This window comes from Glaciecola sp. G7-5 (assembly GCF_055808975.1).
This window is the reverse complement of record NZ_CM147892.1, coordinates 5,044,970-5,071,336: the sequence shown is the minus strand read 5'-3', so window position 1 is coordinate 5,071,336 and position 26,367 is coordinate 5,044,970. Positions and strand designations below refer to the sequence as shown.

19 protein-coding genes and 3 pseudogenes are annotated in these 26,367 nt (G+C 41.9%); 18 read left to right on the top strand and 4 right to left on the bottom strand.

Annotated features, from left to right (window positions below):
- Positions 1-34: 34 nt before the first annotated feature.
- From hfq to hflC, 4 genes are all read left to right on the top strand, one after another.
- Positions 35-280, top strand: a complete 246-nt coding sequence (gene hfq / locus AC0L6H_RS22265) for an RNA chaperone Hfq (RefSeq protein ID WP_473391651.1) — start codon at positions 35-37, stop codon at positions 278-280.
- Between the two features lie 18 nt (positions 281-298).
- The gene (hflX, locus tag AC0L6H_RS22260) at positions 299-1,582 is read left to right on the top strand and encodes a ribosome rescue GTPase HflX (RefSeq protein ID WP_473391649.1); all 1,284 of its coding nucleotides are present in this window, start codon (positions 299-301) and stop codon (positions 1,580-1,582) included.
- A 179-nt stretch (positions 1,583-1,761) separates the two neighbouring features.
- Entirely contained in the window at positions 1,762-2,916 is a 1,155-nt protein-coding gene (hflK, locus tag AC0L6H_RS22255; RefSeq protein ID WP_473391647.1) for an FtsH protease activity modulator HflK, read from the top strand.
- 3 nt (positions 2,917-2,919) lie between these two features.
- Complete coding sequence (gene hflC / locus AC0L6H_RS22250) at positions 2,920-3,801, top strand: protease modulator HflC (protein WP_473391645.1); 882 nt, start codon at positions 2,920-2,922, stop codon at positions 3,799-3,801.
- A gap of 89 nt (positions 3,802-3,890) precedes the next feature.
- On the opposite strand, the gene AC0L6H_RS22245 is transcribed toward hflC, so the two are convergent.
- Genes AC0L6H_RS22245 through AC0L6H_RS22230 form a run of 4 tightly spaced genes read right to left on the bottom strand, consistent with a single transcriptional unit; the run spans position 3,891 to position 8,971 of the window.
- Positions 3,891-6,044 carry a putative bifunctional diguanylate cyclase/phosphodiesterase gene (locus AC0L6H_RS22245; RefSeq protein WP_473391644.1) on the bottom strand — a complete coding sequence of 718 codons (2,154 nt, stop codon included), beginning with the start codon at positions 6,042-6,044 and terminating at the stop codon, positions 3,891-3,893.
- Positions 6,041-6,532 (bottom strand): Rab family GTPase, encoded by a 492-nt coding sequence (locus tag AC0L6H_RS22240; RefSeq protein ID WP_473391642.1) that lies wholly within the window; start codon positions 6,530-6,532, stop codon positions 6,041-6,043. The genes AC0L6H_RS22245 and AC0L6H_RS22240 overlap by 4 nt, the downstream gene beginning before the upstream one ends.
- A gap of 15 nt (positions 6,533-6,547) precedes the next feature.
- Positions 6,548-8,422: an OmpA family protein gene (locus AC0L6H_RS22235; RefSeq protein ID WP_473391640.1), complete on the bottom strand. Its 1,875-nt coding sequence runs from the start codon at positions 8,420-8,422 to the stop codon at positions 6,548-6,550.
- A 15-nt stretch (positions 8,423-8,437) separates the two neighbouring features.
- Complete coding sequence (locus AC0L6H_RS22230) at positions 8,438-8,971, bottom strand: hypothetical protein (protein ID WP_473391639.1); 534 nt, start codon at positions 8,969-8,971, stop codon at positions 8,438-8,440.
- 488 nt (positions 8,972-9,459) lie between these two features.
- On the opposite strand from AC0L6H_RS22230, the gene nirB reads away from it, so the two are divergent.
- From nirB to AC0L6H_RS22160, 14 genes and pseudogenes are all read left to right on the top strand, one after another.
- Positions 9,460-12,048, top strand: coding sequence for a nitrite reductase large subunit NirB (gene nirB / locus AC0L6H_RS22225; protein ID WP_473391637.1), 2,589 nt, complete (start codon positions 9,460-9,462; stop codon positions 12,046-12,048).
- A 9-nt stretch (positions 12,049-12,057) separates the two neighbouring features.
- Positions 12,058-12,483, top strand: coding sequence for a nitrite reductase small subunit NirD (gene nirD / locus AC0L6H_RS22220; protein WP_473391636.1), 426 nt, complete (start codon positions 12,058-12,060; stop codon positions 12,481-12,483).
- Positions 12,484-12,485: 2 nt separating this feature from the next.
- Positions 12,486-13,937: pseudogene (locus tag AC0L6H_RS22215) on the top strand (molybdopterin-dependent oxidoreductase); the annotation flags it as partial.
- A gap of 15 nt (positions 13,938-13,952) precedes the next feature.
- Positions 13,953-14,588, top strand: a pseudogene (locus AC0L6H_RS22210) (molybdopterin oxidoreductase family protein); the annotation flags it as partial.
- A 36-nt stretch (positions 14,589-14,624) separates the two neighbouring features.
- Positions 14,625-15,284, top strand: coding sequence for a (2Fe-2S)-binding protein (locus AC0L6H_RS22205; protein ID WP_473394626.1), 660 nt, complete (start codon positions 14,625-14,627; stop codon positions 15,282-15,284).
- Positions 15,281-16,138, top strand: coding sequence for a uroporphyrinogen-III C-methyltransferase (cobA, locus tag AC0L6H_RS22200; protein WP_473391634.1), 858 nt, complete (start codon positions 15,281-15,283; stop codon positions 16,136-16,138). The genes AC0L6H_RS22205 and cobA overlap by 4 nt, the downstream gene beginning before the upstream one ends.
- Positions 16,139-16,153: 15 nt before the next feature.
- A complete protein-coding gene (locus AC0L6H_RS22195) occupies positions 16,154-17,218 on the top strand; it encodes a glycosyl transferase family protein (protein ID WP_473391633.1) in 1,065 nt (354 codons plus the stop codon).
- A gap of 184 nt (positions 17,219-17,402) precedes the next feature.
- Positions 17,403-17,693: a GIY-YIG nuclease family protein gene (locus AC0L6H_RS22190; RefSeq protein WP_473391631.1), complete on the top strand. Its 291-nt coding sequence runs from the start codon at positions 17,403-17,405 to the stop codon at positions 17,691-17,693.
- A gap of 515 nt (positions 17,694-18,208) precedes the next feature.
- Positions 18,209-19,624 carry a CmpA/NrtA family ABC transporter substrate-binding protein gene (locus AC0L6H_RS22185; RefSeq protein ID WP_473394625.1) on the top strand — a complete coding sequence of 472 codons (1,416 nt, stop codon included), beginning with the start codon at positions 18,209-18,211 and terminating at the stop codon, positions 19,622-19,624.
- A gap of 106 nt (positions 19,625-19,730) precedes the next feature.
- Positions 19,731-20,723: an ABC transporter permease gene (locus tag AC0L6H_RS22180; RefSeq protein ID WP_473394623.1), complete on the top strand. Its 993-nt coding sequence runs from the start codon at positions 19,731-19,733 to the stop codon at positions 20,721-20,723.
- Between the two features lie 81 nt (positions 20,724-20,804).
- The gene (locus AC0L6H_RS22175; RefSeq protein ID WP_473391629.1) at positions 20,805-21,650 is read left to right on the top strand and encodes an ABC transporter ATP-binding protein; all 846 of its coding nucleotides are present in this window, start codon (positions 20,805-20,807) and stop codon (positions 21,648-21,650) included.
- Positions 21,651-21,704: 54 nt separating this feature from the next.
- Positions 21,705-22,916 (top strand): alginate export family protein, encoded by a 1,212-nt coding sequence (locus tag AC0L6H_RS22170; protein ID WP_473391628.1) that lies wholly within the window; start codon positions 21,705-21,707, stop codon positions 22,914-22,916.
- Positions 22,917-23,202: 286 nt separating this feature from the next.
- On the top strand, positions 23,203-24,531 hold the full coding sequence (locus tag AC0L6H_RS22165) for a nitrate- and nitrite sensing domain-containing protein (protein ID WP_473391626.1): 1,329 nt from the start codon (positions 23,203-23,205) through the stop codon (positions 24,529-24,531).
- 187 nt (positions 24,532-24,718) lie between these two features.
- A pseudogene (locus AC0L6H_RS22160) lies at positions 24,719-26,331 on the top strand (AbgT family transporter).
- The last annotated feature ends 36 nt before the right edge of the window (positions 26,332-26,367 follow it).

Below are 26,367 nucleotides of genomic sequence, written 5' to 3'. Positions count from 1 at the left end.
GAACCATCAGATAATAAAAAAATAAGGATGACTAATGGCGAAAGGTCAGTCACTACAAGACCCATTTTTAAACGCACTCAGAAAAGAGCGGATTCCCGTAGCAATTTACCTAGTAAATGGTATTAAACTACAAGGGCAAGTCGAGTCTTTTGACCAATTCGTGGTTTTATTGAAAAACACGGTGAGTCAAATGGTTTACAAGCATGCGATTTCAACTGTTGTGCCTTCACGCGCAATCAGCATGCCTACTAATCATCCCGAAGACGGCGCGCCTGAATAACAAGTATTGGAGTAATTATTGTTTGATCGTTACGAAGCCGGTGAACAGGCCGTATTAGTTCATGTTGACTTTTCAGACGAGCAAAACAAAGAAGATATAGACGAACTACAGATGCTAGTATCATCTGCTGGCGTGAATAACGTCGGCATTGTTACGGCATCTCGTAGTGCTCCTCATGCTAAATTTTTTGTAGGCAGCGGAAAAGCACAAGAAATAGCCGACACGGTAGCAGCCCTTGGTGCCGATGTAGTTATTTTTAATCATATTTTATCCCCCTCTCAAGAACGTAACCTTGAAAAACTCTGTATGTGCAGAGTGATTGATCGTACCGGTCTTATATTGGATATTTTTGCCCAGCGCGCTCGCACCCATGAAGGGAAACTGCAGGTAGAACTGGCGCAGCTCAAACATTTGTCTACGCGCTTAGTTCGCGGATGGACACACTTAGATAGAGAGAAAGGCGGCATAGGCCTTCGTGGACCTGGTGAAACCCAGCTTGAAACCGATAGACGTTTGCTGCGAGGCCGTTTAAAAGCCATTCAGCGGCGTTTAGAAAAAGTGCAAAAACAGCGCGAACAAGGCAGGCGTTCACGTAAACGAGCCGAAATTCCTACACTGTCATTGGTAGGTTACACCAACGCAGGTAAATCAACGTTATTTAACACCATCACAGATGCAGGAGTGTATGCAGCAGACCAGCTCTTTGCTACCCTTGATCCAACGCTTCGTAAAATAGAGTTACAAGAAGTAGGTCAGGCAATTCTTGCTGATACCGTTGGTTTTATTCGGCATTTACCGCACGACCTTGTAGCTGCCTTTAAAGCTACTTTACAAGAAACCCAAGAAGCGACCTTGTTGATTCATGTTGTAGATTACGCCGATGAGCAATACCTAGAAAACATGGATCAAGTTAACGATGTGCTAAGCGAAATTGATGCAGATGAAGTACCACAACTTATTATTTGCAACAAAATAGACCGTTTGGAAGGCGTAGTTCCTAAAATAGACCGTGATGACGAAGGTCGTCCTATTCGTGTTTGGGTATCGGCACAACAAGGTAAGGGGATTGATTTATTAAAAATTGCCCTCACTGAATGTCTACGCAAAGAAATGGTGCACCATAAATTAGCCATTCCTGCTAGTGATGGTAAAATACGTGGGATGCTTTATGAGCTTAATTGTATTAATGAGCAAAGCTACTCGCAGGAAGGAGACTGGATTGTAGACATCAGCATGCTTGCGACAGATTGGCATAGACTCGATAAAAAAGTAGAACATAGATTAAGCCAATATGTAATGTAATAAGCAATTACCATGTTGCTAGCTAAATGCTAAACTACGGCCCATTAGAAAGATAGACACAACAAATTTTAATCGAAATACTCAGAATATTTTGTAACTATTTAATTTACTTTTTACAAATCTATTCGTGTATACATAGCGTATAAGTCTTGTAAATATTTTAACTTCGGAGTGAATGTATGGCTTGGAATGAGCCGGGTGGTAATAAAAACGACCCTTGGAAAAATCGCGGTGGCAAAGAACAAGGTCCACCAGATATCGACGATGTACTGAAAAATTTATTCGGTAAGTTTGGTAAAGGCGGCAATGGTGGGGACGGTGGCAACTCGTCTGGTCCAAACCTTGGTGGCAAAAGCGTTGGTCTGATTGTGGTTATCGCTTTGATCATTTATGCACTTAGCGGCATTTATACAGTAAAAGAAGCAGAGCGCGGTGTGGTATTGCGTTTTGGTGAGTTCCATAAACTCGCCGACCCTGGTTTACAATGGCGTCTGCGCTTCATTGAAGAAGTCACTCCTATTAACATTCAAGAAATCCGCGCACTTGGCTCTTCTGGCTCGATGTTGACAGAAGACGAAAACGTTGTGACCGTTGAAATGGAAGTGCAGTATCGGGTAGTGAATCCGCAGCAATGGCTGTTTGCAGTGCAAAATCCACAAGTGAGTTTATCACAGGCTTTTGACAGTGCGATTCGTTATGTTGTTGGTCATTCGCGCATGGATGATGTGCTCACCGACGGTAAAGAAGCGGCTCGTCAGCGCGTGCTTGAAGAACTTGAAGGCATTATCACACCATATAACATGGGGGTATCGATTGTAGAGGTCAACTTTACCAATGCACGTCCTCCTACTGAAGTGCGTGCAGCATTTGATGACGCTATTGCGGCGCAAGAAGATGAAGAACGCTTTATTCGTGAAGCAGAAGCATACGCTCGTGAAATTGAACCTCGCGCACGTGCCTCGGTAAACCGTCTTAACGAAGAAGCACAAGCCTACAAAGAGCGTTCAATATTAGAAGCGCAAGGTGAAGTAGCGCGCTTTGAAGAGTTATTACCACAATACGAAGCAGCCCCAGTGGTAACGCGTCAACGTATTTATCTTGAAACATTAGAGAGTGTCTACTCCAACGTAACGAAAGTAATGATCGATACCGAAGGCAGTGGCAACATGATGTATTTACCTTTGGATAAAATAATGGAAAGACAAGGTAGCGCTCGTACTACAGGTACTATGAGCACATTGGAAGACTTGCGTAATCAAGGTGAAGATGCGCAAAATCAACTTCCGGAAACCATCATTAACAGCCGCAGTAGTGGCCGCCAAGGGAGGAACTAAGTGATGAAAAATATTTCTATAATCGTCGTCGTATTGCTTTGCCTCTTAGGGCTCAGTTCAATATTTGTAGTGAAAGAAGGTACGCGCGCTATTGTGATCACCTTTGGTAAGGTGCAACAAGACGCTGACGGAAAAACCGCTGTACGCGAACCTGGGCTACATTTTAAGATTCCTATATTTGATCGAGTGCAAGTGCTAGAAGCCCGCATACTCACACTAGATGAACGTGCTGACCGCTTTGTTACAGTCGATAAAGAAGACTTAATTGTTGATTCTTATGTGAAATGGAAAATAGAAGATTTTGCGACTTACTTCTTGTCAACAGGTGGCAACAAGGTACAAGCAGAATCTCTTTTGAAGCAACGTGTAAATAACGGTCTGCGCGCTGAATTTGGTACGCGTACTATTCAGCAAATCGTGTCAGGGGAACGCAGCGAATTGATGGACTCGGCAATGGCGCAAGCTGCTGAAACCTCAAATCAGTTAGGTATCAAAATTATTGATGTTAGGGTAAAGAAAATTAACTTACCTGAAGAAATCAGTAATTCGATATTTAATCGTATGCGTGCTGAGCGTGCCGCAGCTGCCAGAGAATATCGTTCTGAAGGTAAAGAGCAAGGTGAAATCATTAAAGCCAATATTGATGCACGTGTAGAAGTTATGCTGGCCGATGCGCAGCGTAATGCACGTCAACTTCGCGGTGAAGGAGATGCACAAGCTGCCAACATTTATGCGCAAACCTACAATAAGAATCCTGAGTTTTATGCTTTCTTACGTAGTATGGATGCCTACCGTAGTAGCTTTGATAGCAAGCAAGATGTACTTGTAATTGAGCCTGATAGTGACTTCTTTAGATACTTAAATAATAGTTCAGGTAAACAATAGCTCAGTGTTAAGCTTCCTTTGAGCTAACAAGATAAATCAAATCCCAGTGCACAACACAATTTGTACTGGGATTTTTTTGTTGGCAGGTGTTAGGACTCACCCGCCAATTTTGCCTTCTCGAGTACTAACTTTATAAAATCGTCAACAGGCATTGGACGATCGTACAAAAAACCTTGTGCTATTGAACACTCGTTAGCAATAAGAAAATCTTTTTGTGCAGTATTTTCTATCCCTTCAGCGATGATTCCTAGTTTTAGTTTTTTAGCTAGTGCGATAATGGCACTTACAATGGCATTGTCGTCTTCGTTATGTTCCACATCTTGCATAAAGGACCTATCAATTTTTATAGCGTCAATAGGTAAGTGCTTTAAGTAAGCTAAAGAGCTGTAGCCGGTTCCAAAGTCATCTACCGATATTGAAATCCCTTGTTGCTTAATTTCATGTAAAAATGCCTTCACCTTTTTATAATTTTTAACCAATACACCCTCGGTAAATTCTAACTCGAGTAAACGGGTATCGATTCTATGTTGTTCTATGTTGTTACGAATGAAACTTATCAAATTTAGATCGTTAATTTGTTTTGGTGAAAAGTTCATACAAATAGGCAAGTGAATGTTTTTATCTTGTAAAAAAGATACGATTTCACAGGTTTGACTAAAAACCCAGCGTCCTATAGCGTTAATTATGTCTGAAGATTCGGCAATCGGAATAAACTCGCTAGGCATTATTTGTTCGGGGCCCATTTGCCATCTTATTAGGGCTTCTGCTTTTACTATTTGATTGGTGTGTACGTTGTAAATAGGTTGCAGATAAAGCGCGAACTCTTGATTAGTAATTGCATTTTTTAATGCTTCTTCGAGCATGAGCCGCCTTGCTGATACATCATTGAGTTGTTGATTATAAACTTGGACGGCGATATTTGCGGTTGTTTTAGCGTAGCTCAATGCTAAGTCAGCATTGTTCAATAAATTCTCTGCTCTAGTCGCGTCTTGCGGATATTGAGTCAGCCCTATTTTTATAGGTAAGTCACAAGGACGTCCATCACTTGTGAAGTAAGTTTGTGCACCCGTTGAAATCAATTCAGATACAAATTGGTTGGTGTCAGTTTCAAATGTTCTTTGCTCTAAACTCAAGGTAGCACCATTTGATTTTCGAATGATCATAAATTCATCAGCGCCTATTCGGGTGATAAAATCTTCATCTGCTAACTCGTGAGCAAGCCTCTTTGCTATTTGTTTTAGCAGTTCGTCGCCTTCTAAATAGCCATAGAGCTCATTAGCATATTTAAAATTTACCACATCGATGCTTATTAAATAGAATGGATCATCTTGTCCTATACAGCTTTGAAGTTGCTGCCAAAAGTATTGACGATTAGGTAGCCCGGTCAAAGGGTCATGTAATGCGAGCTCTTCATTGGTTTGCAGAAGATGTTTAATTCTGGTCTGATCGCTAATACTAATAATCCAATGATTAACGGTCCCCATTGATGAAACAACCGGATTAATATGAATATTTAACCATTTAGTGGTCAAAGGCGGCATGTGCCAAAAAAGTTCACCTTGCCAGGCTTTGGTGCCGCTAAATAGTTTTTTCTCGGGGTATTGTCGCGAAATTAACTGTTCGATAGTGTTTAGTAACTGTTCTTGGTTGGTTTTAGCTATATGGTCAAATATATCGAAAGCAGCAGGGTTGCTTTCTACAACCTTCTCACTGTCGTTGATTATAATAATACCGATGCCAGCATAGCGAATAGCTTCGTGTAATGGCAAACGTTGATCGCTGTCTGTCCCATCTTGTAAAATCGCGCGTAATCGTTGGCTTAAATAGTCATGTCTTTCGACCACTTGGTTATTCGACAAAGAAAGTTCTCTGGCTATTTGTAAGGTATTTTTTCGCTCGTAATAAGTTTGCTCTGCGTTCTTTATTATCAGAAATTGTTCTTCTCCGACGTTGCTTGCAAAAGCCTCTAAAAATAGGCAATGTCCCTCTAGCTCTTCAGTCCAAATTCCACTTATTATTGTTCCGTTTTGTTGAGTTTGCCAAAAGGACTCTGCGTCTATTAAGAAATCGTCTAAAAAGATAATCGAGTTATCTAGCTCAATAGTTTCCTTTACTTTACTGTCAGGGAATAAGGTTAAAAACCACACACCTGCATAATCTTCTAGGGTAAAGTGTCTTGTATCAATTCGTTTTAAAATCGCGCAATCTACAATACCTAATGAACTTAATACTGATAACTTCATGAGTAATTTACCATTTTGCCTAAGGCTAAGAATAAAGCCTCTACTGATTCACCTGTTTTAGCACTGGTGTAATGTATATCGTCAAACTCGCTGGCATGATTCGCAAGGATAGAATTACTCCAGTTCATTGATGCTGGTAAATCCGTCTTATTTACTGCCAATATTGCCGGTATTTCGCTAACACACCTAGCAAGTTTAAATATTTCAATGGATTCAGCCAATGAGGTAAATCTGGTTTGGTCCGCAACGATAATCATGCCTGATGCTCCTCGAAGGTAGCGTGGATTAAATTCACAATACTTATCCATTCCCTCTAAATCCCAAATCATAAGTTGGGTAGGGGGCTCGGTGAGAACTATTTTCTTATCGATTTTAACCCCAATCGAAGTGTGATATTTATCAGAAAAAATGCCCTCAACAAATTGTTTTATCAAGCTTGTTTTACCAACGCCTGTGGCACCTAAAACGCAAATCTTTTTCTGCAACATGTAGTTATTACCTAACTATTTTGGTGGTTGTTTATTGGCCAGTATTACATAAATAATAGCTTTTCGAATATTGGTATTTGGGGGAGCATCTTCAATAATACCAATCCCTGATGTCATAATTTCATTGTGCTTTAAACCTAAGGAAGCGAGTGCTTTTGCGGTACTCTCGGCTCTCTGCAGACTCAAGACTTGATTTACTTTTTTACTTCCGACATTGTCACTTGCACCTAATATCAGCAAACTAGGAACAAGTTCTAAGTCTTGGGCGAAAGTCTTTAATTCTTCATACTTCTTGACTACCACCATAAGGTGCATTAACTCAGCATCACTTATTGCGGCGCTACCACTAGAGAATTCTATTTGTTGCTGGTTTATATCAGCAATTAATAATTCGAGCGCTCGTTGGCTAATAAAGCGCTCAGAAAGTGCTACACTCTCGCTCTCTTGTTCAATGATGTTTATTGTTGGGCTAAGTAGTTCAATGCCGTCGACTTCTGTGAGTTTTGTTCTCAAAAAGCGTAGTTGTGCGGATGTCAGTTGTCCGCTAATAAGGTTGCTATTTTGTGCATATGTAATTTTAGTTGAAGGCCCAGTGTTAGCGAGTGCGAACTTGTCTATTAAGGCCTGCACCCGGCGTTTGACTACCGTTTGCGAAAGAGACATAAAAGGAACTTCGTTTATAGATAACCAATTTTCACGCGAGTCTAGCTTAGCTGGAAGTAGCCACTCATCGACACTTATTGCATTAGGGTCTCGTAAAACCATGATTTGAACATCTTTTACGCCGACTATATCACTGCGGTTAATAACAATGCCTTGGTCCTGGGGTAAAGCTTGGACGCTTTTTAACAACGCATTGGTTTGCCAAGAAATAATGCCGTAGTAGGCTATGGCGACAATTACTCCTAAGAACAGTAATGTGGCGAGCCATGGCTTTTTAGATTTTTTGTTTCCAACATGATTTGCTTTTTCCTCAGATATTAAACAAGCATCTAGGGCCGTTGAGGTTGATTCAAACACGCTTGTATCACCCTCAAATGTTTGTAGGGCATGCATATAGCGCGAATGAATCTCTTCTAAGGTGCGCTGCAATTTGTCTTTTGCTACAGGTGAAATGTTGCCTAATACGGCCCCTACGATGAGGGCTTGAGGACCCTGTTTAATGTAGAGTGTAAACTCATCGACTTTAATTTCATCCAAAGAATAAATTTCGTTATTGTTGTTGCTATCTTTTGTACTCTGACCGGCACGTAATTGTTTGTGTTGTGAAAATGAGTCATTTACAAAATCTGATATCGCACTTAGCATCGCTGAAATAAGATCCGAATTTTCGTCATCTTCAGGATTAAGGCTTGAGGAGTTAAGGAGTATTCCCGTGCTCTTGTGTATAAGCAGTACTTGTTGTACTTGATAAGCATAAACTTGTGACGCTACGTAACGAGAATAAGTAAGGCCCGCTCGCTTAGCTTTGTAGCGCCAAGTAAGACTCTTAAAGGACAAGCTTTTTTCAATTAATTCGTTGGTTTTCTCGATAAAATCACGCAAAAAAACAGTAGAAAATTTTCTTACCAGGTCGCCAACAAGGGGATATAAATAATCAACAAACTTTTGGCGCTGCTGACTTACAGAACTTTCTATCGATTGTTCTACTAAGGGGCCCAAGATCCTTACAACACTATTGTCTTTTTGTTGTCTTTCCTCGAGCGCTTCGCTTATAACATCACTGACATACTTTTGAGCGTGTTCTTTATGCTTTTTCTCTTGCTTTGCCAGTGCGTCTGAATTAATAATCGAACGTAATGATTCAAGGTCTCGTTGCGCTTGTCGTTTTTTATCCTCCAAAGTATTGGCCTTCCTTGGTGGTGCTTCCTCGAATTCTTCGTTTTCCATGTTGTTGAGGGCGCGCTAGCTATCAGCGTCAAGATTGCTCGCCATATTGGCAAGTAGTTGGGCAAGGGTTTTGCGGTCAGTTTTAGAAGAACTAAGCTCCTTGGTAACTTGTTCAAATTGGTCAAGCAGGTCTTTCATTGAATGACTTAGTGCCGTTTCGAGTTTACTTATCTCGCTATCAATGCGCTTATGCAGAATATCAGAGTCATCCTTGCTTGCGTTTTCTGCCATTTCCAGTTGGCTTGCCAAGGCGATATTGTTTTGTTCAATCGCCGTTTTATTTGTTTCGCTATGTTCATCTACACTTTCTATCTTAGTAAGCAGAGCAGTATGTTGTTTCTCAATACTTGCATTAAGCATTGCAAACTGGCTTGCCGTACTTTTGCTTAGTTCTACTATTTGTAAACTAAGCGAGTGCTCTATCTCTTTTATTTTGTTTTCTAGTTCAGCCTTTGCGTAGCCAAACACAATACTGCGCAGTTGTTCTAACTCATCTAACGGTCCAGTTGATGGATTTTCTTTAGTACTACTTGTATTTTTCTGCGACACAGTTTATCTCCCTGAAAATGTATTTCTCCATCTTTACATAATCAAGTAAGGATGTGAAATAGACACCGCGCAATAAATTTTTAAGTAAGTAGTCACATTATTACTCTGAATTCTGAGATTAGATAGCTTTTTTGTTTAATTTATGACTCATTGCTTAAACTATTATTAGCGTGGGACTTCCCTAGTGCTTGTTGCATTATCTTTATGCATAGCGCTCTATTATAGTGCAGTTTACCCCGACTTTTTTTATTTCTATTAATCGCTATTTTTCTAAGTTATTGAATTTACGAGCTAAATATTATTGGCATTTATCTTGTATATAAAATACTAAGCCACTTGGTTGCCGACTACATTTTGCACGCTAGTCGTCATAAAGTAAGCAATTACAAATTCATATTTTTGTTGCGTGAAAACAACGAAATGGCAAAGACGCCCGCACATGACTCTGGTCAGTGTGGGTTTTTTTATGCGTAAAAAAGGTAATAGACATGAACGATACTGATAGATTAAAACACAGCAAGGCCGATGTACTTGTGATAGGTAATGGCATGGTGAGTCATCACTTTGTTGAGCATTTGCGAGGACTCGACAGTGAAATAAGCATTACCGTATTATCGGGAGAGTCCAGACTGGCCTATGACCGCGTGCATTTATCAGAATTTTTCACAGGCAAAAGTGCCGACGATTTAGCCCTCACCACGCAAGAGAATTACGACGCCCAAGGCATTAGCTTTGCGTTAAATGCGTGGGTTGAAAATATTGATAAACTAAATAAAACGGTAACGACCAGTGATGGCCGTGTTTTTGAATACAATAAGTTGATTCTTGCTACAGGTTCTTACCCCTTTGTCCCGCCTATTCCTGGAAACGACCAAGAACATTGTTTAGTTTATCGCACCATTGATGACTTACACGCGATAAAAGCGTCGTCGCTTTGTAGCCGTGTTGGTGTGGTTGTTGGTGGTGGTCTACTTGGCCTTGAAGCTGCAAATGCCTTAAAAGAAGCCGGCCTTACTACCCATGTTGTAGAATTTGCGCCGCAATTAATGGCGGTGCAAGTAGATGAAGGAGGCGGGCGCTTACTAAAACAAAAAATTATGGACTTAGGCGTAGAGGTTCATACTCAAAAGGCAACCCAATCAATCGAAGCTGGAGATCAATGCCGATATAAAATGTGTTTTGCTGATGGTACTGAACTAGAAACCGATTTAATTCTTTTCTCCGCAGGTATTCGTCCTAGTGACCAATTGGCTCGAAACTTTGATATTGCCGTTGGCGAACGAGGCGGAATTGTTGTTGATAATTATTGCCAAACTTCTGAAGCCGATATTTATGCGATTGGTGAATGTGCGTTATGGGAGCAAAAAATATTTGGTTTAGTCGCACCTGGTTATGCAATGGCAAGAACCACTGCTACTCACATTGTTGCTAATCCAAACAGCGAAGACATGCCTTTTACTGGCGCTGACATGAGTACAAAACTCAAATTGATGGGTGTAGAAGTTGGCTCAATTGGTGACGCTCATGGCCGTACGCCAAGCGCACAAAGTTATACTTATGAAAATCAGCCTGATGGCGTATACAAAAAAATAGTCGTTGACGCTAAAGGCGAGACGCTACTAGGAGCAGTCCTTATTGGTGATACCTCGCAATATGATACCTTGTTGCAGTATGCCCTCAATAAAATAGCTCTCCCAGAATTCCCAGAAAGCTTAATCCTTCCAGCAACGGCCGACAGCGCACCTAGTTTAGGGGCCGATGCCTTACCATTATCAGCCATGGTATGTTCATGCTACAACGTGTCTAAAGGGGATGTTGTTAATGCCATTGATGCCGGGCAGTGCTCTGTCGCGGATGTGAAATCTTGTACCAATGCAAGCAGTGGCTGTGGTGGTTGTGCCGCTTTACTTAAAAACGTCGTTGACAGTGAACTTGAAAAACGCGGCGTTGAAGTGAAAAAAGATATATGCGAGCACTTTGCATACTCAAGGCAAGAGCTTTTCAATATAGTGGAAGTCACAGGTATTACAGACTTTGATACCTTAATTAGCGAGCATGGCAGTGGCTTAGGATGTGATATTTGTAAGCCCGCAGTAGGATCAATACTCGCCTCAGTACACAATGAATTTATCCTTAAACAGCAGCATGTCGCCCTACAAGACACTAATGATACCTACCTTGGTAATATGCAAAAAGACGGTACTTACTCTGTTGTTCCAAGAGTTGCAGGGGGAGAGATAACGCCTGATAAACTCATTTTACTTGGACAAGTGGCGAAGACCTATTCTTTATATACCAAGATAACCGGAGGCCAACGCATCGATTTATTTGGGGCAAGAGTAGAGCAACTTCCCGATATCTGGCAAGCCTTAATCGATGGCGGCTTTGAGACAGGCCACGCTTACGCGAAAGCGCTTAGAACAGTCAAATCATGTGTTGGCAGTACTTGGTGTCGTTATGGCGTTCAAGACTCAGTGGCCTTGGCGATTGATCTTGAAAATAGATATAAGGGTCTTCGTGGTCCACACAAAATAAAATTTGCGGTTTCAGGTTGTACTCGTGAGTGCGCCGAGGCGCAAAGTAAAGATATTGGCGTTATAGCAACAGAAAACGGATGGAATTTATTTGTGTGTGGTAATGGTGGCATGAAACCACGCCATGGTGACTTGTTTGCGACCGACCTTAGTACTGAAATGTTAGTAAAATATATCGATAGAATATTATCTTTTTACGTTAAAACCGCGGACCGTTTGCAGCGCACATCCACATGGATGGACAACATGGAAGGCGGCCTAGCCTATTTGCAATCGGTAGTCATTGATGATGCATTAGGACTTAACGACGCTCTAGAAAAGCAGATGCAACAGGTGGTCAATACTTACCAATGTGAATGGAAAACCACATTGCAAGATGAGTCCTCTCGTAAACGCTTCAGACAATTTGTGAATAGTGACGCTAGCGATGCAAATATTCAGTTTGTGCAAGAACGTGGACAGATTCGCCCAGCTACTGAGGCTGAGAAGAACGCCGTTGAGGGCGCGACGACGCGCAATATCGATATCATTGAACTGGCTTAAGGAAAGACAATGTTGCAAGCACTAGAAAATGAAATTAACGACACACAGGCGACTTGGATTAATATCTGTGAACGAGCTGACCTTATCCCAAATTCGGGTATTTGCGCCATCTTACCGCCGATAAAGAACATGCAAAAAAGTGATGCTAGTCTTAAAAGCCAAGAGCAACTCGCTTTGTTTTACCTTCCTGTTACGGAAAGTGTATATGTATGCAGTAATTGGGATCCCATTGGCAAGGCTAATGTTATGTACAGAGGCCTAGTAGGTTCAATTGATAGTGAGCCCATGGTTGCTAGCCCCCTATACAAACAGCACTATTCATTACTGAGCGGTATTTGTTTTGAACAAGCTGACGTTGTATTAAAAACATATGAAAGTCGGTTTCAAGATAACATCTTGCAAATAAAAGTAGCGTCACCTTTAGGGGCGATATAAGTATGCGCTCCTGCACTAAAAAGCTCAAAGAAACAACGTGTCCATACTGCGGTGTGGGTTGTGGTATTGATATTAGTGTAGAAAAAATTAATGCTGATTATCAATTGCAAGACTTGCAGGGGACTCGGCAACATCCGGCTAACTACGGGCGGCTGTGCATCAAAGGGCAAAGCCTGCTTGAAACGACACAGAGCGAAGGACGTCTGCTGAGTCCAGTTATAAAAGGTAAAGATAGCAACTGGGATGAAGCGAGTACTTGGGTTGCCAATAAACTAAGCGATGCAATAAAAGAGCACGGCAAAGATTCAGTGGCGTTTTATGTATCAGGCCAATTGTTAACTGAAGACTACTATGTAGCCAATAAATTGATGAAAGGTTTTATTGGCTCAGGAAATATAGACACAAATTCGCGCTTATGTATGTCGTCTGCAGTTTCGGCTTACAAGCGCGCTTTTGGTGAAGACTTAGTACCTTGCTGCTATGACGATATTGATAAAACCGATCTTTTGGTCTTAATTGGATCAAATGCAGCTTGGACGCATCCTGTACTATTTCAGCGCATGGAGCGCGCAAAATTAGCCAACCCAAACTTACAAGTTGTTCAAGTAGACCCACGTAAAACAGCTACATCGAGCTTGGTAGATCTTTCTTTGGCCCTAAAGCCGGGTACCGACGCCATTTTATTTAATGGCCTACTTAAATATATTGGCGAAAATTCGGTAAATGCTGACTATGTAAAAGCAAACACCGATGGATACGACGCAGCGTTTTTGGCTGCCGAAGAGTTTAGCCCCTTGGTAGTTTCTAAGCGGTGTGAATTAGCGCTTGAAGATGTAATTGCCTTTTACGAGATGTTTAGTAAAGCAAATTCAGCCCTTAGTTTTTATTCAATGGGCATTAATCAGTCGAGTTCGGGCGTTGACAAAGCCAATGCTATTATTAATTGCCATCTAGCCAGCGGTCAAATAGGCAAAGAAGGAAGTGGTCCGTTTTCAATAACCGGTCAACCAAATGCAATGGGCGGGCGCGAAGTTGGCGGGCTAGCGAATATGCTGGCAGCACATATGTCTTTTGAAGAACCAAAGCATCTTGAGCTTGTTAGTCAATTTTGGCAAAGCAAAAACCTAGCAACCAAACCTGGTTTAAAAGCAGTGGATTTATTTGATGCCCTTGAACAAGGCAAGATAAAGTTCTTGTGGATTATGGGGACTAACCCAGTGGCAAGTATGCCAAATAGAAGCAAAGTAGAGGCTGCCCTTAAACAATGCCCGACTGTGGTGGTATCTGATGTTGTTCAAAGCAATGATACCTTGCAATTTGCTCATGCTGCTTTGCCGGCAACACCATGGTCAGAAAAAGATGGCACAGTGACTAACTCTGAACGTTGCATTTCTCGTCAACGCGCAATTGTTCCTGCAAAAGGTGAAGCAAAGCATGACTGGCAGATCATTTGCGACGTGGCAACAAAAATGGGGCATGGCGACGCGTTTTCGTTTAGCTCACCGAGTCAAATATTTCAAGAACATGCACGCTTAAGCGCGTTTAAAAATAATGGTGAACGTGCCTTTGACTTATCCGCCTTATGTCATTTAAGCGAACATGAATATCAGCATCTTAAGCCTGTGCAATGGCCTTTAACTCAAGGTTTAAGCGGCGACTTAAACGGGCAAAAACGTTTATTTACAGATGGGCATTTTTATACCCCCAATCAACGTGCACAGTTTATTGCGATTATACCGCGAGCCCCAGCGCAACTCACCAACGAGCAGTTTCCTTTTGTATTTAACACTGGGCGCCTGCGTGACCAGTGGCACACTATGACGCGCACTGGCAATGCTGCCCGCTTACATCAACACTCACCAGAAGCAATATTGTTTATCCATCCTGCAGATGCAAATACATTGCTACTAAAAGAGGGCGAACTAGTGCGGTTAAGCTCAAGTAGCAATCCAAATGGGGAGGTTATTTTACCCATTCAGTTTGATGAAAAGCTGCGCAGAGGAAGTCTATTTGCACCTATTCATTGGACTAAACAGTGGGCTTCAAACAGCAGCGTTGCATGGCTGTTTAGCAGTGCCAATGACCCAATTTCGGGACAGCCTGAATTAAAACATGCTGCCGTGAACATCACGAAGCTTGCCATGCATCGTTATGGTGTTATCGCCAGCACTGACAAGCTCAGTAAAGAAACACTTGAAAACATAAGCGACTATTGGACATGTACAAAGCAAACAAACTGCTATATCTACAGTGTTGCTATTGCATCTCCTAAAGCGGATTGGCTAAACACGTGTAAATTACACCTTTGCACTGACGCAGCTTACTATGAGTATCATCAGGCTGACGCGTCAAAACAAACTTGCGTTGCTTATGTCTCAGAGCAGTTGAAAAGCATTGTGTATCTTAGCGATAAAAAAAGCGATGTTGCGAGTGCTTGGATTGATAGCCTATTTGAAATCAAAAAACCAGAAATCTCTGCCCAAGTCTCTGAAGTCTTGCGTTTCAGCCCACCGCTTGCGTTTTTACAAGGCAAGCTTGTTTGTAGTTGCCATCAGATACGAGAGCTTCCTATTACCCAAGCCATTGAGAGCGGGCTTAACACAGTAGATAGTTTGGGTTCTCATTTAAAGTGCGGTACCAATTGTGGGTCATGCAAAAGTGAGATAAGTGCATTGATTGAATCGACAACTGTGACTGCACTAAGCAATATTGCAGAAAGCAAAAAACAACAAGCAAGCACAAAAAGCAAAGAACAAAGCCTCCACATTCCTATTACCAACCTTGAAGCGAGTAATCTATGACTAACTTAATCAACCTACAAATTAAGAATACCTATTCTACCAATGGATTTGTTTGGATTGTCGGCGCAGGGCCTGGAGATGCAGAATTACTGACGATTAAAGCATATAAAGCCTTGCAAACGGCAGATGTGGTTTTATACGATAATTTAGTTGATGAATCGGTATTGCAACTTATTCCTACATCAACCACAACCGAATATGTAGGAAAGCGCAGCATGCAACATAGTATGCACCAAGACGATATTTGTAAGCGCATCGTATTTCATGCCAAGCAAGGAAAAAGTGTAGTGCGCTTGAAAGGCGGCGATCCAGCCATCTTTGCACGCACGGCTGAAGAGACAGACATGCTAACTAAGCAGCAAATTGATTTTGTTATTGTCCCTGGAATTACCACTGCCTCGGGTGCATCAGCTTATTCGGGGATCCCGCTTACGCATCGCGAATGTGCACAATCAGTGATTTTTACTACGGCAAGTTTTAAAAGCCCAGAACAAGAACCTAATTGGGTGAATTTGGCTAACGCGGCTCCTGAGCAAACCTTGGTCTTTTATATGGGCTTGAAAAAAATAGGCTTGATTGCCCAGCGTTTAATGGAAAATGGCTTAAGTGCTGATTATCCAATTGCCTTACTTGATAAGGCCTGTACTCGCGAGCAACAAGTTGTCAAAGCCTCATTAAAAGATATTGCCAAAGCAGTAGAAAATGCTAAGTTAAAAGGGCCTGCTATTATTGTTTGTGGTGAGGTGGTTAATCATCAACAGGGTGTTAGTTCATGGGCACAATTTACGTCATCAAAAGCGCAGGATACGCATGCAGCTCCTCCTCGATTTCAGCGCCAGCATGTCGCTGTTTAATGCAGTAGAAAATTTATGAGCAGAGAGTTTAGCCATTTCATTAAAGCGATTGGGGCAGGTAAACGTGCCGGACGCTATTTGACAGAAGAAGAAGCATTTAGCGCCATGCAAATGTTGTTGAACGATGAAGTGTTGCCTGAACAAAAAGGCGCATTTTTAATGCTATTGCGCGTAAGAGAAGAAAGTACTGACGAACTTAGCGGTTTTGTTCGGGCGTGTCGTAGCTCGTTTAGCTTTGCAAAAAACAATGTAGGCCCGCGCCCCAGCGTTGATATAGACATTGGCTGTTATGCAGGAAAAAGAAGGCAATTGCCTTGGTTTATACTTGCGCTTGGCATTTTACAACAAAATGATTATCGGCTTTTTATACATGGCACTAGCGAACCTGATTCAAATAGATTGTATGTGAAAGACGCACTTCAACAGCTTGGTTTATTAGATGGGTTACATGCTAAAACGCCCGAGCTTGCCCTAAGTAAAATCAGTACGCAGGGCGCCTCATATATGGACTTGCAAGATTTCCATGCCCCCTTACATAACATTATCCAATTACGAGCACTTTTTGGGCTTCGCTCGTGTGCTAATACATTAGCACGCTTGCTTAACCCAATGTCGGCGACTTACTGTGTGCAAGGTGTGCACCACCAAGGCGTTGATGTAAAGCACATCGAGATAGCGGCGCGTTTGGGAGATGCAAACGTTTTATGCTTTAGAGGAGAGGGCGGCGAACCAGAAGTGAACCCTTCAAAGACCAGCGAAGTACACTTTTATCAGCACAATAAGGCCAAGGCGATTAGCCAAGAAGAAATTGCTGAAAAGCAAAGTTGGCAAATTAAACCAAAGTCACTAGACACTTCGCTTCTACTCAAATGTTGGCAAAGTAGCGATGACAATTGCGACCTATACGGTGTGAATACAATAATAAGCACCTTAACGCCTATTTTGATGATGACTAAATCACTCCCTCAGCATGAAGCCAGCATACTAGCGAAACAATTATGGCAGCAGCGCGATAAGTCAGTGCTTTTGCTAAAAAATGTGCAAGATGCTCAATACCCAGTCTCAAACGAGTTGAACTGAAACCTTTTATACGAGAAGAATGCACCACTCACAGCATAAACCTGCCCTAAAATATCACTACGAAGAAACGTCATTCCCAACTTGATTGGGAACCTCGCAAAGCATTTAGAAAACTTAAAACCAGTACTTTTCAGAATGAAAACATTAGTCTATTGTTAATTTCTAATCGAAAAGGAATTCAATCATGAAACAACCATCCGTTTACATAATCACCAACGATCGAAATACCACATTGTACATCGGTGTCACTAGCAACATTGTTCAACGTATTTATCAGCATAAAAATAAGCTAATTGAAGGGTTTAGTGCGAATTACAACCTACACAAACTTATCTATTTTGAACAATTTAATGATATGCACAACGCAATACTACGCGAAAAACGTTTGAAAAAGTGGAACAGAGATTGGAAAAACCAACTGATAAATAAATTTAATCCGTGCTGGGTTGATCTTTACCCTTCATTGCTTCGCTAGGTAATAGAGCACACCGTAGTTGTGGTTACGAGGTTCCCAATCAAGTTGGGAATGACGTTTCTTTGTTGTATGCCAATAATTAGTTTTTTCGCATGTTAGATGGTTGAGAGCAGCACAAAGAAAAAGTGAACTTAAATTAATCGTGATAGCACTATGCTTGTGCGCAGTGCACGAAATTGAATCAAAAAAGCACTAGCCACAGGTGTTAATGGATTGTTAAGTTGTTGAAATCGATAGATAAAATAGTTGGCACTAAAGATGCTTAGCTAGAAGTGTCAAAACAATCTTAACTGCTTAGCAATACCTTGTGTGTTGTTGGTATTAAGTAATAACTATAAGCGACAAAATATTATTAACTAGCTGGTGTTCACTTCTCGAAGGGGCACTATGGCAAAGATGCCTGCAATGAATATCGATTAATTTCGATATCGTTGCAGGCTTTTTTTTGCGCAAAATTTAGCATAGAAGGAAGCAAAATGAGCATCAAACATGTAACGGTAATATGCAACAAGGCAATGAGTGTAACTCACCATATTGCGACTAATGCCACTCTACTTAGCCGCCGCGCCGCTGCCTTAGGTGTGATTTGTCTTTCTTTGAATGCTCAGGTAGCACTTGGTGAAGAGATATACCCCGAAAAAGAAGAGTTGAAAATAGGTTTTATCAAACTTACTGATATGGCACCACTGGCGATTGCTTATGAAAAAGGCTATTTCGAAGACGAGGGGTTGTATGTCACTTTAGAAGCGCAAGCGAATTGGAAAGTGCTACTTGACCGCGTTATCGATAAAGAACTAGACGGTGCGCATATGCTCGCAGGACAGCCGCTTGGGGCAACAATAGGCTATGGCACAAAAGCGCATATTGTGACGGCATTTAGTATGGACCTTAACGGTAATGGTATTACGGTATCAAATGACGTTTGGAAAATGATGAAAGCCAATATTCCACACGAAAACAATTTGCCGGTCCACCCTATAAAAGCAGATTCGTTAAAGCCCGTTGTTGATAAACTCGCAAGCGAAGGCAAAGCGTTTAAGATGGGCATGGTATTCCCGGTCTCTACACACAACTATGAACTACGCTACTGGCTTGCTGCAGGCGGCATTCACCCAGGTTATTACGCGCCTGAGAAAGGGGACAACAGCGGTCAAATTAATGCCCAAGCACTTCTTTCTGTGACTCCTCCGCCACAAATGCCAGCTACCATGGAAGCGGGTACCATCCATGGTTACTGTGTTGGCGAACCTTGGAATCAACAAGCTGTTTTTAAGGGTATTGGTGTCCCTGTCATCACCGATTATCAAATTTGGAAAAACAATCCAGAAAAAGTCTATGGCGTGAGCAACGAATGGGCGCAAGAAAATCCAAACACACATATTTTAGTGGTCAAGGCCATGCTAAGAGCGGCGATGTGGTTAGACGAAAATGACAACGCTAATCGCGCAGCGGCAGTAAAAATACTTTCTATGCCTAACTATGTTGGGGCCGACGAAGAAGTTATTGCCAATAGTATGACCGGCACCTTTGAGTTTGAAAAAGGCGATAAAAGAGCGATACCTGACTTCAATGTGTTTTTTAGGCACAACGCGACCTACCCCTACTATAGCGACGCTATTTGGTACTTAACCCAAATGCGCAGATGGGGCCAAATATCAGAAGAAAAATCTGACCAGTGGTATATCGAAACGGCTAAGCGTGTTTATAAGCCCGATGTATATGCAAAAGCAGCTTCATTACTCATTGCTGAAGGCAAAGCGAAAGCCTCTGATTTTCCAAATTTTGTTAGCGAAACCGGATTTAAACCCAAGCACGATGAGTTTATTGATGGTGTTGCCTACGATGGCAGTAAACCAAATGAATATTTAGCGAAATTCAAAATTGGTCTACAAGGCGGCAACAAAGAAGTCGCTCAAGTTACAGGACAATAGCATCAAGCTTGGGTACAAGGCTGCTTAGGCCTTGTGCAAAAACGAAAAGGCTGAGTCGTCTCGCCCTTTTTTATCGACAACACATTTTAGTTTAAGGAGTTTGATGATGCTATCTAAAGTCATTACACCAACTAGCTTTAACCAAATTTCATCATCCAAGGTGTGGGAGCAAGTGACATCTGGTTTGAATACCTTGCTACTGCCTTGTATAGGGATTTTATTTTTCATCGGTATTTGGGCCAGCGCAGCGAAGACTATTGACACCTCACTTGGTGAGTTTCCTGGGCCAACTCAAGTATGGGAACAGGCGCAAGTATTAGTTAATGAACATATTGAAAAACAAGACAAAGCCGAAGCATTTTACGAGCGACAAGAAACGCGCATAGCGAAAAGGCAAGAAAGCGATCCTACGTACGAAGGGAAGATACGGCCCTACACTGGCGCTCCATCTTTCTTTGATCAAATTTGGACGAGCTTGTTCACGGTCATGTTTGGTTTTGGTGTGGCGTCGCTTATTGCTGTGCCTGTTGGGATTGTTTGTGGTTTGAGTCGAGGGACGTATGCCGCGATAAACCCTTTAATACAACTATTCAAACCAATTTCTCCTTTGGCATGGCTACCTTTGGTAACCATGGTCGTAAGCGCAGTTTACATTAGCGACGATCCCATGTTCTCAAAATCGTTTATTACCTCGGCGGTAACGGTTTCTCTTTGCTGCATCTGGCCAACACTCGTAAATACCTCCGTGGGCGTGTCAAATATTGACGTTGATTTAATTAATGTGAGCAAAGTGCTGAGATTAAACCCTATAAAGCACATCACAAAAATTGTTTTACCCTCTTCAATTCCTATGATTTTTACCGGACTTAGATTGAGTTTGGGAATAGGGTGGATGGTACTAATCGCCGCAGAAATGTTGGCACAAAACCCAGGTTTAGGAAAGTTTGTATGGGATGAGTTCCAAAATGGAAGCTCTGAATCGCTAGCGCGCATTATGGTCGCTGTTCTGACCATTGGCATAATTGGTTTTATCTTAGATAGGCTAATGCTGCTCCTTCAAAAAAGTGTGAGTTGGGATAAAAGTGCAACTTTACGCTAGGCAATCGTTCACCAGCGTAAGCCAACAAACTAGCAAAACCTAAAACATTAAGACTGAAACAGTATCATTGAGGCAAGTAATATGACAAACGCAAAACACCTAGAGCTCACCCAAGTTGGTATGGAGTTTCCAACCCCAAAGGGACCTTTTGTTGCCCTTGAGAATGTGAACCTGAAAATAGAGAAAGGCGAGTTTGTCTCTTTGATTGGCCATTCAGGTTGTGGTAAGTCAACCGTTCTAAACATAGTTGCGGGCCTATATAAAGCGACTCAAGGCGGCGTTATTTTGGACGCCACTGAGGTCAACGAACCGGGACCAGAGCGCGCAGTCGTATTTCAAAATCACTCACTGCTACCTTGGTTGTCGGTTTATAAAAATGTTGAACTGGCAGTTAAGCAAACCCGCAATGGGCGCAACAAACACGAAATTAAAGAGTGGGTCAAGCATAATCTCGATTTGGTCCAAATGACCCACGCAGCACATAAACTACCGTCAGAAATTTCAGGCGGTATGAAGCAAAGAGTGGGTATCGCACGAGCACTTTCGATGCAACCTAAGGTGCTTTTGATGGACGAACCCTTTGGTGCGCTTGATGCATTAACCAGAGCCCGCTTGCAAGACTCGGTTATGGATATACACGCGCAACTTGGCAACACCGTCATCATGATCACCCATGACGTTGATGAAGCTGTTTTGTTATCGGACCGTATTGTGATGATGACCAATGGTCCAAAGGCCACGATAGGTGAAGTCCTAAGTATTGAACTTGAGCGTCCTAGAGACAGAATCGCCCTTGCAGACAACAGTCTGTACAACAAATATCGCCACGAAGTACTGCGTTTCTTATACGAAAAGCAACGAAAAATAGAGCCTGTCTCAAAAGCGCAAAGGAAAACGCAAGCACAAGCAAAACCGAATGCTGCCTAGCTTGCAAAAATATAAGAATCTAGCCTAATTTCATTTTATTTTTAAGGAAAACACATGTTACAAAAAAGACACATTTTGCTTGCTACGGCGGGTGCTAGTGTACTCACTTCGGCCATGGCAACACCGGCAAGCGCCCAAACACTGCACGAAGCGATTAGCGGAGGTAAAGTCTATGGAGATTTTAATTTACGTTTTGAAGACGTTTCTCAATCAAATGCCAGAGAAGATGCAAGCGCATTTACCTTAAGAACGCGCCTTGGCTATACATCTGGAAGTATAAATGGATGGTCTTTCAATGTAGAAATGGAAGATAGCCGCATCTTACTTGGTCAAGGGGATTATTCTGTAGATCCTGCCGGTTATAAGCCTGGCGTTTATTCTGTAATAGCTGACCCTGAAACAACGGAGTTGGACCAAGGCTTTATTCAGTATAAGAGTGATAAGTTTAGCGTTAAACTAGGACGCCAAGTGATTACCTTAGATGGGCACCGATTTGTTGGCCACGTTGGCTGGCGACAAGACCGTCAAAGCTTTGATGCAGCTAATTTTATGTATCATCCAAATGATAAGTTTAGCGCCTCATACGCCTATGTGACCCAGCGAAATCGCATTTTTGCAGAGGCCGCTGACACAGACGCAAAAGACCACTTTTTCAATGCATCCTATAAAGCGAGTTTAGGTAAAGTTGTTGCCTATGCCTATTTGTTAGAAGCAGATAATGGAATAACAAATGGTTTAGATACCTATGGCTTTAGTTTTGATGGCAAAAGCGATGTTAAAGACCTCACTTTGTCATATCACTTTGAGTATGCAACGCAAACGTCTAAAGCAGTTACAAGCGAATATGATGCTGACTATTTTGCTGCAAACGTAGCTACTGCAATTAAAGGCCTTACCCTAAGTTTAGCATACGAAGTATTAGGTTCTGACAATGGGGATTATGGTTTCTCGACGCCACTGGCTACATTGCATAAATTTAATGGTTGGGCAGATATGTTTTTAGCGACCCCTCAGCAAGGTTTAGTTGATATAAATTTGGGCCTTGGTACTAAGGGGCTAGGCGGAAACTGGTTGTTTAAATATCACGACTATTCAGCTGATGAGGCAAGCGCCACAGTGGATGATTTGGGTCATGAGATAAACGCTCAGTACACTACCGTGCTAAATAAAAATTATGCGCTGGGTGTTAAATTTGCTAAATACACAGGTGAAAGCAATCGCCCCGACACGGATAAGATTTGGCTTTGGGTGAATACTAAATTCTAAGGGCTTATTATGCGCATTATTAGTGCAAAACACCCGTTATGGTGCATTAGGGAAAATATAACACTGGTTTCTTAGGCTATTGGTATTGGTATGCCAGCGCCGGTGTCCTTTTCTTATTGACGGAGAATTTTATTTAAAGGTAAGTTATTCAATATCTTACCTTTTTTATTGCGAGGAAATTTTAAGGCGGCTAAAACTAAAAAAGTGAATGTAAGATTGTGGAATGAGCTTTGCTTTATTGTTGATTAGTAGCCTAACGTAAGACCTGAAAATTTGGAGAAGCCAAATGCATGCGAATAGCAGCAACACTAAACGGTTTCTTTACGCAGCAAAACTCGCTGAGCAAAAAACCTTAAGACAACTGTCTGATAACTGTTTTTTGGTAACCGTTATTTGCAAGCTTATTCATGAACTGCAAAAAGAACGTGGTGTAAGCAACATCTACCTTGCCACCCTTGGTGCACATTATTCGCAAAGACGAAACTTGCAAATAAAGGCGAGCGAGCTTGCGCAGCAAAACTTAATGGAAATCCTCAACAAACACTATCTAGAAAATAAGCAAAATACCGACAATCATCGCTTACTTTTTAGCATAACGCTTTGTCTTCAAGGCATTGATAACTTGCCAAATATGCGCCGAAGTATTGAGCGTCATAAAGTCAAACCACTTGAGTCAACACAGGCATACTGTCGACTAATTGGTGCGCTCATGAGTATTGTCTTTGAAGCTGCAGATATTTCAAATGATGCACAACTCACCAAGCAACTCGTCGCACTTTTTAACTTCATTCAGGCTAAAGAGCACTCAGGACAAGAGCGTGCGTGGGGGGCAATTGGTTTTGCAGACTCACATTTCACTACGCAAATATGTGCTCGTTTAGAACAGTTGCAACAATCTCAAATGCAAAGTATCGAGGTGTTTTTAGAGTATAGTAATCAGGCACACCGTGATGCTTGGACGACATTAACGCATCATAAAGTAAGTTCTGAAATTGCAAAGTTTAGGCAACTGATTTCACAATTGCGTGATGGTGAGGCAATTTCGCCTGAAATTAGTGAGGTCTGGTATGAATTAACGACTCAGCGAATAGATCAAATGTACCTTATTGAACATTCACTTTCAGAGCAGTTGCTTCGGGATGCTAAACGGCGCGTTCAAGAAAGTAGCGATGAACTCAAAAAACATCAGAATGAAGTTGCTGGATACGCTAACACTGAACCGGCATCGTCATCATTGATTACCATGTTTCGGTCAGATATGCCTGGCTTACTTGGTATTGACGACAATGACGTGGGTATTAATCAAGCTCAAGTGAAAAATATTGACGACAACACACATCTACATCGCTCTATTTACGACCTTTTACGAAAACAAGCGCAGCGGATTGACGAGATGTCGGGTGAACTTTGCGCCGCAAAAAACAGTCTTTTTGAACATAAACTAGTGAGTAGAGCAAAATTACTATTGATAGAGCAATTGAAGCTCAGTGAAACCGAGGCACATCAAAAATTGCAGCAAGCGTCTATGCGCCAAGGTGTTGGACTTGCCGAGGTTGCAAAAAATATTATTGGGGCGACTAAGGGAAAAGCTAACACATCGATAAAAATGACTTAATGAAACAAAATTGGTTTTTTGCTATTATTTAACAATTAAGTAACACATATGCATTATGCTACCGGCTTTGCGCGAGTCTCAATCTCGTAAAGCATTTGGTCTACCCTCGCAAAAACTATCCTTTAAAGGGTAGTTTTTGTTTTGAAGACAAGCCAAAAGTAGATAAACCTAAATTGAAGAGGCAGTTTTGTCGAATAATAATTCTAATAAAAGCGCGGCAAGCGCAGATGTAAACAACAATCCAACTGGTTGGTTCTCACGTTTTTTAGCCACTGTCGAATGGCTGGGAAATCTACTACCACATCCTATAACCTTATTTGCTTCCTTGGCGATATTTATCGTCATCCTCAGCGGAATTTTAGGCTATTTTGACGTCAGCGTTATGGACCCTCGACCTGTTGGTTCAAAGGGCCGCGAGGCCGACGGCATAATTGAAGTTATATCGCTATTAAACGCCGATGGTTTGCGCCAGATAGTGACAGGACTGGTAACTAATTTTACCGGATTCGCCCCGTTGGGGACGGTCCTTGTTGCTTTACTTGGCGTGTCTTTAGCTGAACATTCTGGCTTATTAAGCACAATCATGCGTTCAATGGTGATGAATGCGTCACCCCGCATGGTGACCGTAGTGATAGTATTTGCTGGCGTTGTATCTAATACGGCGTCAGAACTTGGTTATGTGGTCATGATCCCGCTCGCGGCAATGATTTTCCATTCTTTGGGGCGACATCCCATTGCCGGTTTAGCGGCTGCCTTTGCGGGTGTTTCCGCTGGCTATAGTGCCAACCTTTTTATCGGCACGGTAGATCCCCTTTAGCGGGCTTTACGCAAAGTGCGGCGCATATTCTTGATCCAGACTATATGGTAAGTGCTGAAGTAAACTGGTACTTCATGATGGTAAGTACCTTTATGATTGCAGCCTTGGGAGCTTTTGTTACTGAAAAAATCGTAGAGCCGCGACTGGGTAAATATAACCCTGAAGAAGCCACTGTTGATCTAGACAAGCAAGAAATCGGTGAAGTTACCAAGTTAGAGATAAAAGGGATGAAATGGGCTGGCGTTACCTTTCTTGCACTGCTTGGGGTCTTAGCACTAACCGTGGTGCCAGAAAACGGTGTGTTACGAAATCCAGAAACAGGACTTGTAGCGGGCTCGCCTTTCTTGAAAGGGATTGTTGTTTACATCTTCATTACCTTTGCTATTCCTGGTTTTGTATATGGAAAAATTACTGGGAGCATGAAAAATGACCGCGATGTCATTGATGCCATGGCAAAATCAATGAGTTCTATGGGCCTATATATCGTGTTGGTGTTCTTTGCTGCTCAATTTGTGGCCTTTTTCAAATGGACTAATTTGGGTACTGTTCTGGCGGTTAAAGGTGCGGCTTTCTTACAAGCAACGGGTTTAGATGGTCCTGAAGTATTTGTGTTGTTCATATTAATGTGCGGTGTTGTTAATTTATCTTTAGGAAGTGCTTCAGCTCAGTGGGCAATTACCGCGCCTATTTTTGTGCCTATGCTTATGTTGATTGGTTATTCCCCAGAAGTTATTCAAGCGGCATACCGTATTGGCGACTCTGTGACTAACGTGATAACGCCAATGATGAGTTATTTTGGGCTTATTTTGGCGATTGGTGTGAGGTATAAAAAAGACTTAGGCATAGGTACCTTAATCGCCACTATGCTGCCGTATTCTATGATATTTATGCTGGGTTGGACTATCTTATTCTATGTCTGGGTATTCCTGTTTGGTTTCCCTGTAGGACCTGGTGCGCCTACTTATTATCCCGCTGTAGGCTAATGCTATTTGGTGACATTTGAATATCTTAAGCAATGC

Coding starts and splice junctions, on each gene's coding strand:
- AC0L6H_RS22170 (WP_473391628.1), top strand. CDS start 21,705: ATGTTACAAAAAAGACACATTTTGCTTGCTACGGCGGGTGCTAGTGTA.
- AC0L6H_RS22165 (WP_473391626.1), top strand. CDS start 23,203: ATGCATGCGAATAGCAGCAACACTAAACGGTTTCTTTACGCAGCAAAA.
- hflK (WP_473391647.1), top strand. CDS start 1,762: ATGGCTTGGAATGAGCCGGGTGGTAATAAAAACGACCCTTGGAAAAAT.
- AC0L6H_RS22190 (WP_473391631.1), top strand. CDS start 17,403: ATGAAACAACCATCCGTTTACATAATCACCAACGATCGAAATACCACA.
- AC0L6H_RS22180 (WP_473394623.1), top strand. CDS start 19,731: ATGCTATCTAAAGTCATTACACCAACTAGCTTTAACCAAATTTCATCA.
- AC0L6H_RS22245 (WP_473391644.1), bottom strand. CDS start 6,044: ATGAAGTTATCAGTATTAAGTTCATTAGGTATTGTAGATTGCGCGATT.
- AC0L6H_RS22240 (WP_473391642.1), bottom strand. CDS start 6,532: ATGTTGCAGAAAAAGATTTGCGTTTTAGGTGCCACAGGCGTTGGTAAA.
- hflC (WP_473391645.1), top strand. CDS start 2,920: ATGAAAAATATTTCTATAATCGTCGTCGTATTGCTTTGCCTCTTAGGG.
- AC0L6H_RS22175 (WP_473391629.1), top strand. CDS start 20,805: ATGACAAACGCAAAACACCTAGAGCTCACCCAAGTTGGTATGGAGTTT.
- hfq (WP_473391651.1), top strand. CDS start 35: ATGGCGAAAGGTCAGTCACTACAAGACCCATTTTTAAACGCACTCAGA.
- AC0L6H_RS22235 (WP_473391640.1), bottom strand. CDS start 8,422: ATGGAAAACGAAGAATTCGAGGAAGCACCACCAAGGAAGGCCAATACT.
- AC0L6H_RS22205 (WP_473394626.1), top strand. CDS start 14,625: ATGCATCGTTATGGTGTTATCGCCAGCACTGACAAGCTCAGTAAAGAA.
- AC0L6H_RS22185 (WP_473394625.1), top strand. CDS start 18,209: ATGAGTGTAACTCACCATATTGCGACTAATGCCACTCTACTTAGCCGC.
- nirB (WP_473391637.1), top strand. CDS start 9,460: ATGAACGATACTGATAGATTAAAACACAGCAAGGCCGATGTACTTGTG.
- AC0L6H_RS22195 (WP_473391633.1), top strand. CDS start 16,154: ATGAGCAGAGAGTTTAGCCATTTCATTAAAGCGATTGGGGCAGGTAAA.
- nirD (WP_473391636.1), top strand. CDS start 12,058: ATGTTGCAAGCACTAGAAAATGAAATTAACGACACACAGGCGACTTGG.
- cobA (WP_473391634.1), top strand. CDS start 15,281: ATGACTAACTTAATCAACCTACAAATTAAGAATACCTATTCTACCAAT.